General features: G+C 41.0%; 9 protein-coding genes. All 9 read left to right on the forward strand.

Annotated features, from left to right (window positions below; all coding sequences use genetic code 11):
• The first annotated feature begins 4 nt into the window (after positions 1–4).
• The 9 genes from yfmH to rny all read left to right on the forward strand — a co-directional run bounded on the left by yfmH (position 5) and on the right by rny (position 10,285).
• Positions 5–1,300: an EF-P 5-aminopentanol modification-associated protein YfmH gene (gene yfmH / locus BJ095_RS13485; protein ID WP_107932841.1), complete on the forward strand. Its 1,296-nt coding sequence runs from the start codon at positions 5–7 to the stop codon at positions 1,298–1,300.
• Positions 1,301–2,029 carry an elongation factor P 5-aminopentanone reductase gene (gene ymfI, locus BJ095_RS13490; RefSeq protein WP_107932843.1) on the forward strand — a complete coding sequence of 243 codons (729 nt, stop codon included), beginning with the start codon at positions 1,301–1,303 and terminating at the stop codon, positions 2,027–2,029. It begins immediately after the preceding gene.
• Between the two features lie 47 nt (positions 2,030–2,076).
• Positions 2,077–2,334: a DUF3243 domain-containing protein gene (locus BJ095_RS13495; protein WP_107932845.1), complete on the forward strand. Its 258-nt coding sequence runs from the start codon at positions 2,077–2,079 to the stop codon at positions 2,332–2,334.
• 404 nt (positions 2,335–2,738) lie between these two features.
• Complete coding sequence (locus tag BJ095_RS13500; protein ID WP_107932846.1) at positions 2,739–3,539, forward strand: DUF3388 domain-containing protein; 801 nt, start codon at positions 2,739–2,741, stop codon at positions 3,537–3,539.
• A 142-nt stretch (positions 3,540–3,681) separates the two neighbouring features.
• Positions 3,682–4,572 carry a helix-turn-helix domain-containing protein gene (locus BJ095_RS13505; protein ID WP_306460146.1) on the forward strand — a complete coding sequence of 297 codons (891 nt, stop codon included), beginning with the start codon at positions 3,682–3,684 and terminating at the stop codon, positions 4,570–4,572.
• A gap of 137 nt (positions 4,573–4,709) precedes the next feature.
• Positions 4,710–5,288, forward strand: coding sequence for a CDP-diacylglycerol--glycerol-3-phosphate 3-phosphatidyltransferase (gene pgsA / locus BJ095_RS13510; RefSeq protein WP_107932850.1), 579 nt, complete (start codon positions 4,710–4,712; stop codon positions 5,286–5,288).
• Between the two features lie 12 nt (positions 5,289–5,300).
• The gene (locus tag BJ095_RS13515; RefSeq protein ID WP_107932852.1) at positions 5,301–6,557 is read left to right on the forward strand and encodes a competence/damage-inducible protein A; all 1,257 of its coding nucleotides are present in this window, start codon (positions 5,301–5,303) and stop codon (positions 6,555–6,557) included.
• A gap of 303 nt (positions 6,558–6,860) precedes the next feature.
• Positions 6,861–7,928, forward strand: coding sequence for a recombinase RecA (gene recA / locus BJ095_RS13520; protein ID WP_282433265.1), 1,068 nt, complete (start codon positions 6,861–6,863; stop codon positions 7,926–7,928).
• A gap of 803 nt (positions 7,929–8,731) precedes the next feature.
• Entirely contained in the window at positions 8,732–10,285 is a 1,554-nt protein-coding gene (gene rny / locus BJ095_RS13525; RefSeq protein WP_107933126.1) for a ribonuclease Y, read from the forward strand.
• The last annotated feature ends 126 nt before the right edge of the window (positions 10,286–10,411 follow it).

Below are 10,411 nucleotides of genomic sequence, written 5' to 3' on the forward strand. Positions count from 1 at the left end.
CGTCATGAAAACGATTGAATTTAAACAATTAGATGAAACTTTATTTTACAAAAAGCTACCGAATGGCTTAGATGTCTATATTTTGCCGAAAAAGGGGTTTTCGAAAACCTTTGTAACGTTCACGACGAAATATGGCTCCATTGACCGTACATTTGTACCGATTGGTGAATCAGAAGCGATTACAGTGCCAGATGGGATTGCCCATTTCCTGGAGCACAAAATGTTTGAAAAAGAGGACGGGGACGTGTTCCAGCAGTTTAGTGAAGCAGGTGCCTCTGCCAATGCCTTTACATCATTTACTCGTACGGCATACCTATTCTCTGCTACTGACCATATTTACAAAAGCACAGAGACGCTTTTAAATTTCGTTCAGGAGCCTTATTTTACAGAAAAAACAGTAGAAAAGGAAAAGGGCATTATTGGTCAGGAAATTACGATGTACGACGACCAAGCAGATTGGCGTTTGTACTTTGGTGCGATTGAGAACATGTACCATAGCCACCCGGTGAAAATTGATATTGCCGGAACAATCGAGTCGATCGACAAAATTACGGCTGAGCATTTATATACATGCTATAACACGTTCTATCACCCATCGAACATGCTATTGTTTGTAGTTGGTGCGATTGACCCGACTGAGATGATGGCCTTTATCGAGGACAACCAAAACAAAAAAGAATTCTCGGAGCCAGTACAAATCGAGCGTCATTTTGAGGAGGAACCAACATGTGTTGCGGTTAAGGAACGCGAGCTTAAAATGGATGTGCAAAAGGCGAAAGTCTATGTTGGCTTAAAAGCGAAGCAAACAGACCTAAAAGGCGATGAAATGCTCAAGCATGAGCTTTCTGTACAGATTGCCCTGGAGTGCCTATATGGTAGAGCTTCGAATTTCTATACGGATGTTTATGAAAATGGCTTAATCGATGAATCCTTTGCCTATGACTTCTCTTTAGAGAAGGGCTATGGGTTTGCATTAATCGGCTCTGACTCTGCTCAACCAGATCAGTTAGTGACTAAGATCAAGGAAGTTATCAATAATGCTGAAAGCCTTCTTACTTCTGACAGCCTAGAGCGAGTTAAACGCAAGAAAATTGGCTTCTATTTAAGAGCTTTAAACTCAATGGAATTTATCGCGAACCAATTTACGCGCTATGAGTTCAATGAAATGAATCTGTTTGATGCGGTTCCTGTGATTGAAAAGCTAACGCTTGAGGATGTAACAGAAGCGCTGAAAACAATTCAAGGGGAAGAGCAGCAAACGGTATTTAAGGTGCTGCCTTCAAGTGAGCGTGCTCAGTAAATGAAGAAGTTCGCACTTGTAGTAGGTGCTTCTGGTGCGATTGGAAATGCAATAGCGAAGCGACTAGCATTTGATGGTTGGTCGCTCTATTTGCATTTTAATGGGGGTCGCGCAAAAGCAGCATCTTTGACAGAAGAGCTGACAAAGCTTTTTCCTGAGCAGGAATTTCTATTAGTACAGGCTGATTTTGGTAGCGAGGAGGGCGCAGAGCGCCTTGCTTCTCAAATCTATTCTCTGAAGGCCGTTGTGTTCGCGGGCGGTCATAGTTTTTACGGGATGCTGGAGGATACGCCGGCAATAGAGATGGATAAGCTGTGGAGGGTGCACGTCCAAAATCCGTTGCGCGTTTTGGCTCTTCTCTCACCAAAGCTCAGAAAGAATGACTGGAGCCATGTGCTGTTTATAGGGTCGATTTGGGGAGAGACGGGTGCTGCGTTTGAGTCGGTGTATAGTGCGGTGAAGGGTGCCCAGCATGCGTTTGTGAAGGCCTATGCAAAAGAGGTAGCCTATAATCATATTTTGGTGAATGCGATAGCGCCAGGGCTGATTGATACGTCGATGAATGGGCATTTAAATGATGAGGAAAAGCAAGCGTTGTATGAGGAGATTCCACTAGCGAGAGCGGGTAAGGTTGAGGATGTTGCAAATTTGGTCAGTTTCTATTTAAGTGGTCAAGCGAATTATGTTACAGGACAAATTATTAGAATTAATGGTGGATGGTACATATAAATTCCGAACTTGCGCATAATAAGTGTGCAAAGGAGGAGGAGATAAATATGGCACTTTTAGAAAACTGGGAAAAATGGACATCATTTTTAGGTGAACAAGTCAACGAAGCTCAAGAGCATGGTATGTCTAAAAAGATGATTGAGAAATCAGCTATTCAGATTGGTGACTATTTAGCTAAGAATGTAGATCCTAAAAACGAGCAAGAACGCGTACTAAAAGACCTTTGGGCCGTTGCTGATGGCGATGAGAAGCACGCTCTTGCTAACTGTGTTATCAAGCTGGTACAAAGCCACCGCGTACAATAGTAGTATCCACTCTTTATGCCGTTATGGCTTATAAAGTAGCACTTTGTACAAGCCTGTGCAATGAATGCTACTTCCTTTAGAAAAATCCTTATATCATAGAACATTTCTACATGCGTTTCATCAATTCTTCTAAGTTGTTTAAGGAGGCTTGTCCTCCTTTTCTTTTTCTATCATTATATAGGAGAAATAAGACTTTTTTCCTCATTTTAAAATTACTACCAGTTGGGGATTTTCTTCAAAATTCGACAGAAAACTTTGTCAGGTTGTTAATTTTCTACCTAATGATGATAAAATTTAATAATTTGGAAGAAAAACGGTTGTTTCTAACTTTTCAATACATATAAAATCCGCTATGATGAAACTTATAGGAAAAATTTTCGTTTCGTTAGTAGGGGGACGTTTTTATGGGCGAATGGTACTTTGAATATGAAATCCAAGTGAATCGTCCGGGGTTACTAGGTGATATTGCATCACTCCTGGGTATGTTAAGAGTAAACATTGTTTCGATTAATGGAGTAGATGCAGAGCGACGGGGAATGCTATTAAAAACAGATAATGATGAATCCATTCAACGGTTTATATCGATTGTTTCGACAATGGAGAACATCAATGTCACAAAATTTCGTGAACCGAAAGTACGCGACCGTCTAGCTGTACGCCATGGTCATTATATAGAACGGGATGCCGATGAGAAAAACACATTCCGTTTTGTAAGAGATGAACTCGGTATTTTGGTTGACTTTATGGCAGAATTATTTAAGAAAGAGGGACATAAGTTAATTGGGATAAGGGGCATGCCTCGTGTTGGCAAGACGGAATCCGTTGTAGCCGCAAGTGTTTGTGCCAACAAAAAATGGCTCTTTTTATCATCTACTATGATCAAGCAAACAGTTCGCCATCAGCTAATGGGTGATGAGTTTAGTGAGAATAATATCTTTATTCTTGATGGAGCAGTTACGCGGAGGACTACAGATGAGCGGCATCAGCAGCTTGTTCGTGAAATGATGCGTGTTCCGGCTATTAAAGTAGTAGAGCATCCTGATTTGTTTGTTCAGCATTCTGAATATAAGATAGAGGATTTTGACTATATTATCGAGCTGCGTCACCATCCAGACGAAGTGATTACGTATGAAATTATTGAGAAAAATGAAATGATGTCACAGAACGACCATTTTGGTGGATTTGGTGGCGGATTTAATTTTTAATGAAGCAAAGTAATTGAAAACAGCCCACAAAAACTAGTGGACTAAGCTCCTGGAAATGTCTCAAATTTTAAGATGAAAGCGTAATTCATATTAAAATCGTGGACGACAAGATCCCCGAGTTGAAATGATTATTAAAAAGTAGGTGTTATTGTTGACTGAACTCGGAACTCGCCTTAAAGAAGCGAGGTTATCTAAAGGATATAGTTTGGATGATCTTCAAGAAATTACAAAAATACAAAAAAGATATCTAGTTGCGATTGAAGAAGGAAATTATTCAATCATGCCTGGTACTTTTTACGTTAGAGCATTTATCAAACAATATGCAGAGGCTGTTGGGCTGGATGCAGAGGAAGTCTTAAGTGAGTTTAAGAAGGAAATTCCCGATCAGCAAAAGGAAGAGGTTGCTCAATCGATTTCTCAAAGTCCGACACGTCGTAAGCTCAATACGCGTTCAACGAATCGTTTACTGGAAACGATGCCTAAAATCATCGTCGGTCTATTCATCATCGTAAGTTTGGTGGCATTTTGGTTTTTATATCAAAAAAAGATGTCGTCCGATCAACCAGAAGAGCTCCAAGAGGATGCACAGGTAGAATACGAGCAGCAAACGCCACCTCCAACAGAAGAGCCAGCTGTTGACGAAGAGGAAGACGCTGCAGAGGATACTGAAACTGAAGAGACGACTGAAGAACCAGAAGAAGAGCCAGCTCCAACACAAGTGATTTCTCCAGGTACTGCACAGGGAGAAACAACATCTTATGAGTTATCTGGCACTGAAACGATGAATATTCGTATCGAGGTTACAGGAGACACTTGGGTGGGTATACGTAATGAACAGGGTGCCGAGCAAGTGGAGGACCGTGTTTATACAGCAGGCGAGCTAGTTAATTTTGATGCTACTGCAAATGCTTACGCTCGTATCCGCTTAGGAAATGCAAACAATGCGAAGGTCTTTATCAACGACGAACAGCTTCAATATGCTCAAACCATTACAACGCAAAATATCATTATCACATTACAGCCAGGAGAATAGTCATCATTTTTGATGGCTATTTTTCTCCCGTTTTAACGAATACAAAATTTAGCAATAAATACGAAATCGAGGAAGCAATTGGAAAGGGCAATTCCTTCACTAGCTGTTTCACATACTCGAATGAAAGGTGTTAGCAAATGAATATACCGAATAAGATTACAGTCTCGAGAATATTTTTGATTCCAGTCTTTATGATTGTAATACTATTTGACTTTGGTTTAGGAAATATGAGCTTTTTAGGGGCAACAATGCCGGTGAATCACTTCTTAGCGGCTTTAGTTTTTATCATTGCCTCGTGTACAGACTGGGTGGACGGGTATTATGCCCGTAAATACAATCTTGTGACGAACCTAGGAAAGTTTCTTGATCCATTAGCAGATAAATTATTAGTAGCAGCAGCATTTATCATCTTAGTAGAGCTTGGCATGGCGCCGTCATGGATTATCATCATCATTTTAAGCCGTGAATTTGCAGTAACTGGATTGCGTGCGATTCTTGCAGGTGAGGGAGAGGTTGTTGCAGCAAGCCAGCTAGGGAAAATTAAGACTTGGGCACAAATTGTTGCCATCTCGGCATTACTTCTTCACAATACGATTTTTGAAATGATCAGTATTCCATTTGATATGATTGCCCTTTATGTGGCGTTAATATTTACAGTGTGGTCTGGATGGGAATATTTCTATCTAAACCGTCGTGTGTTTGTCAACTCGAAGTAAGGGGGTTAGGACATGAATGCAGAAATCATTGCGGTTGGCTCGGAGCTGTTGCTAGGGCAAATTGCCAATACAAATGCAAAATTTATCTCCACGCAACTATCTGAGCTAGGCATCAATGTTTTTTACCATACAGTGGTAGGGGACAATGCTGAGCGCCTAAAAAGTGCGATTGAAATTGCAGAAGCTCGTGCAGATTTAATCATCTTCTCTGGAGGACTTGGACCGACAAAGGATGATTTGACGAAGGAAACGATTGCCAAGCATCTCGGATTGCCTTTGGTGATGGATGATGTGGCATTGAAGTTTATCGAGGAATTTTTCGCTGCACGCGGACGCGGCATGACCGAAAACAATCGCAAGCAGGCGTTGATTTTAGAGGGTAGCACTGTGCTTGCAAATCATCATGGAATGGCACCAGGAATGCTTTTAGAGAAAAGCGGCAACACATACATATTACTTCCTGGACCGCCAAAGGAACTTGAGCCGATGTTCCAGTTTGAAGCTAAGTCAAAGCTTGCTGCCCTTCTAAATGATGGCAGCGTTATTCAATCTCATGTCCTGCGTTTTTACGGCATTGGGGAGGCTGAGCTTGAGGATCGTGTTCAAGACATCCTGGATAACCAAACCAATCCAACTGTTGCACCGCTTGCAAGTGATGGCGAGGTAACATTACGTATTACAGCAAAGGCTGATAATGTTGAAGACGCGTGGAAGCTTATTAAGTCTAAGGAAGAAGAAATACTGGCTATTGTGGGCGAGTTCCACTACGGCTATAATGACGATTCTTTAGCCTCCAAATTAGTGGAAGTGCTGATTCATAACAAGCTAACCATTTCAGCAGCAGAAAGTCTGACAGCAGGTTTGTTCCAATCAGAGCTTGCTGAAATTCCTGGAGTGGGAGGTACCTTAATCGGTGGTGTTGTAACCTACACACCAGAGGCGAAGGTCAATCAGCTCGGAATTGAAAAATCTCTGATCGAGCAATGCGGCGTTGTAAGTGGCGAATGTGCAGGAGCTATGGCAGCTCAGGTTCGCAAAAGATTTGGCACAGATGTTGGGGTAGGCTTGACTGGCGCTGCTGGACCAGATGCTCATGACGGGCAGCCACCAGGAACAATCTGGCTAGGCTTTAGCATTGGTGATGCTGAGCCGGTAATGCATAAGCTTTCATTGCAGGGTATGCGCAACACAAATCGTATCCGAACGGTAAAATTTGCATGCAGCTATTTAATGCGCTTGCTTATTGAGAAGGGCTACGAAAAGATATAATATAAGAGGGTAGTATCTTTTAAATATGGTACTACCCAATTTTTAGAATTTGGGCTTAAAAAGGGCTCAAATTTTTATTTTGCCAGAAAAACGAAAATATGTTCGCTTTTTTCTTGAAACTTGTCTCAAAAAGAAGTATAGTAGAGACATAAGAAAATGAACTAGATTCTTGTCCCTAGCAAATTAGAAATTGCGGTCAATTAATCTTTTGCTAGAAAGTATGAAGTAAAGGCGCGGGTGTATTAGCACCTAAGCCAAAGTGAATTTTGATAATAATGTTTTTATATATAAGGAGGAAATATTTTGAGTAATGATCGTAAAGCTGCCTTAGATATGGCGTTAAAGCAAATTGAAAAGCAATTCGGTAAAGGCTCTATCATGAAACTGGGTGAACAATCAGATCGCCAAATGGAGACTTCTTCAAGTGGTTCATTAGCACTTGACGCAGCATTAGGTGTCGGCGGATATCCAAGAGGTCGTATCGTAGAAATCTACGGTCCAGAATCATCAGGTAAAACAACTGTAGCACTGCATGCCATCGCTGAAGTTCAAGCAAAAGGCGGACAAGCTGCATTTATCGATGCAGAGCATGCATTAGACCCAGTTTACGCACAAAAATTAGGTGTTAACATCGACGAGCTATTACTTTCTCAGCCAGATACTGGTGAGCAAGCATTAGAAATCGCTGAAGCATTAGTACGAAGTGGTGCAATCGACATCATCATCATCGACTCAGTTGCTGCCCTAGTACCAAAAGCCGAAATTGAAGGCGAAATGGGTGACTCTCACATGGGTCTACAAGCTCGTTTAATGTCTCAGGCATTACGTAAATTATCTGGTATCATCAACAAATCTAACACACTAGCAATCTTCATCAACCAAGTACGTGAAAAAATCGGTGTTATGTTCGGTAACCCTGAAACTACTACTGGTGGACGTGCCCTTAAATTCTACGCGTCAGTTCGTCTTGAAGTACGTCGTGCAGAAACAATCAAGCAAGGCACTGAAATGATTGGTAACAAAACAAAAATTAAAGTCGTGAAAAATAAGGTAGCGCCACCATTCCGTACAGCTGAAGTAGACATCATGTACGGTGAGGGGATTTCTAAAGAAGGTGAAATCGTCGACATCGGTGCAGAGCTAGACATCATCCAAAAAAGTGGCTCATGGTATGCATATGATGGCGAACGAATTGGACAAGGTAGAGAAAATGCAAAAGCCTTCCTTAAAGCGAACCCAGAAATCCGCGAGAAAGTTTCAAACCAAATCCGTGAATCTTATGGCATGACAGCTAACTCATACACAATCGGCGCCCATGACGAAGAAGAAGAAATGGACAAAGAACTAGCTTCATTACTAGATGAAGAATAAAATCTAAATCCCAACCCACTCCGACTAGTTGGAGTGGGTTTTACTGTGGGGAGAGGGAAGTTAAGAGAGTTGAGAGTGTTAAAAGAATTGTGAGATCTAGAGATTTAGTGCGCTGCAATTTGATATTTCTAATAAAATTACGCTTCGAAATTTAAAGTGGCTAGATTAATCACGGAACCACAAACTAGATTGATAGAAGCAGCTAACTTCGCCTCAACACCTCTGCTTTTAACAATTCTCTTAAGTAACTAATCTTTTTATCTCTGCTTTTAACAATTCTCTTAGGTCTCCCAATTTTTTACTCACTCACTAAACTATTTTCAAAAAACTTAATCAAAACCACATTGCTATCTTGCCGATAATAAAATGATGAGATTATTCCCAAATCCGCACCATCTATACGTAAATTTTCTCAAAAATGAATACAAATCATAAATTTTGACAACAATAGTTAGAAATATCTTATTTATTAGATATTTTGGAATGTATAGTAATTCATTAGACTCTCGCAAGACTGGATGAATTAAAACTAAAGGCTCATAAGTGGGATTTAGACTACTTCAATAAGCTTACATTTTTTAGGGGTAGGTTGTGGGAATCCTTGACATTGCTAGGTTAGAGCTATACAATTAAAATTGTATAATTTCTAAATTTTGAAATGAAATAGGCAGTATGTTGAAAGCTAAGTTTTGTGAACAATGGAATATCAAATCACAGGGTGAATTTGATATATTGAAAAACTTTAGTCAATGTATGGGCCGACTGAAAATGAAACGAATATAGCAAGAGGAGGTGTTCGAATGATGGAATACATTATCTCCGCTTTGCTTGGACTCATCGTCGGTGGCGTTGTTATCTATTTGTATATGAAAAAAGTGAACGAATCCAAAGTAAATGGTGCGAAAAATTCAGCTGAGCTAATCATTGATGAAGCTAAGCGAGAAGCGGAAGCGCTGAAAAAAGAAGCACTACTTGAAGCAAAAGATGAAACTCACAAAATTCGAACTGAAGCAGAAAAAGACATCCGTGAACGCCGGGCAGAGCTTCAGAAACAAGAAAACCGGTTATTGCAAAGAGAAGAAAATCTTGATCGCAAGGATGATGCTCTGAATAAGAGAGAATCAGGCTTAGAGCGAAAAGAAGAAGCTCTAACTGAGAGACAACAGCATATTGAACAGATGGAAAGCAAAGTGGAAGAGCTAGTACGCGCACAAACGGCAGAGCTTGAACGTATTGCTGCTTTAACTCGCGAGGAAGCGAAGGGAATCATCCTTAAAGAAGTTGAAAACGAACTTTCAACGGATATTGCGGTGATGACAAAAGAAGCAGAAACACGTGCAAAAGAAGAATCTGACAAAAAAGCTCGTGAGATATTATCACTTGCACTACAACGCTTTGCAGCAGATCACGTTGCTGAAACAACTGTATCTGTTGTAAACTTACCGAATGACGAAATGAAGGGCCGTATCATCGGTCGTGAAGGACGTAACATCCGAACACTAGAAACACTTACTGGTATCGATTTAATCATTGATGATACGCCAGAAGCAGTTATCCTATCTGGTTTCGACCCAATCCGTCGTGAAACAGCTCGTCTTGCACTTGAAAAATTAGTACAAGATGGCCGAATCCATCCAGCTCGCATTGAAGAAATGGTGGAAAAATCACGTCGTGAAATGGACGAGCAGATTCGTGAAACGGGAGAACAAACAACGTTCGAAGTTGGAATTCACAATCTGCATCCAGACCTTATGAAAATCCTTGGTCGCATGAAGTATCGTACAAGCTATGGCCAAAACGTATTGAAGCACTCAATCGAAGTGGCACATCTATCAGGTCTTCTAGCAGCAGAGCTAGGCGAGGATGTAACATTAGCAAGACGTGCAGGATTACTTCACGATATCGGGAAAGCCATTGACCACGAAGTCGAAGGTAGTCACGTAGAAATCGGTGTAGAGCTTGCTACTAAGTACAAAGAGCATCCTGTTGTTATCAACAGTATCGCGTCTCACCATGGTGACACTGAAGCAACTTCAGTTATTGCCGTAATCGTTGCAGCTGCCGATGCATTATCAGCAGCAAGACCAGGTGCACGTAGCGAAACGCTTGAAAACTACATTCGCCGTCTAGAAAAACTGGAAGAAATTTCAGAAAGCTATGATGGAGTAGAAAAATCCTTCGCTATCCAAGCTGGTCGTGAAATCCGTATCATCGTTCAACCAGAAAAAATCGACGATCTAGCTTCACACCGTTTAGCACGCGACATCCGCAAACGAATCGAAGAAGAACTCGACTACCCTGGCCACATCAAAGTAACGGTCATCCGCGAAACACGCTCAGTAGAATACGCTAAATAGAAATTTAACCCCTTTTGACACACTAGTTGTGTAAAGTGTACCCTTTGTAAAGGACATTTTTAAAAAGACTCTGGGGAATTAGGCAACTTGAAGAAGATGATGACTGTATTGTGCAGGCGTCATCTT

Origin of the sequence: Ureibacillus chungkukjangi (assembly GCF_003217295.1) — a bacterium.
Lineage (GTDB): Bacteria > Bacillota > Bacilli > Bacillales_A > Planococcaceae > Ureibacillus > Ureibacillus chungkukjangi.

Bases quoted from the DNA above. Each gene is read 5' to 3' on its own strand.
- yfmH (WP_107932841.1), top strand. From the start codon at position 5: ATGAAAACGATTGAATTTAAACAATTAGATGAAACTTTATTTTACAAA.
- ymfI (WP_107932843.1), top strand. From the start codon at position 1,301: ATGAAGAAGTTCGCACTTGTAGTAGGTGCTTCTGGTGCGATTGGAAAT.
- BJ095_RS13495 (WP_107932845.1), top strand. From the start codon at position 2,077: ATGGCACTTTTAGAAAACTGGGAAAAATGGACATCATTTTTAGGTGAA.
- BJ095_RS13500 (WP_107932846.1), top strand. From the start codon at position 2,739: ATGGGCGAATGGTACTTTGAATATGAAATCCAAGTGAATCGTCCGGGG.
- pgsA (WP_107932850.1), top strand. From the start codon at position 4,710: ATGAATATACCGAATAAGATTACAGTCTCGAGAATATTTTTGATTCCA.
- BJ095_RS13515 (WP_107932852.1), top strand. From the start codon at position 5,301: ATGAATGCAGAAATCATTGCGGTTGGCTCGGAGCTGTTGCTAGGGCAA.
- rny (WP_107933126.1), top strand. From the start codon at position 8,732: ATGGAATACATTATCTCCGCTTTGCTTGGACTCATCGTCGGTGGCGTT.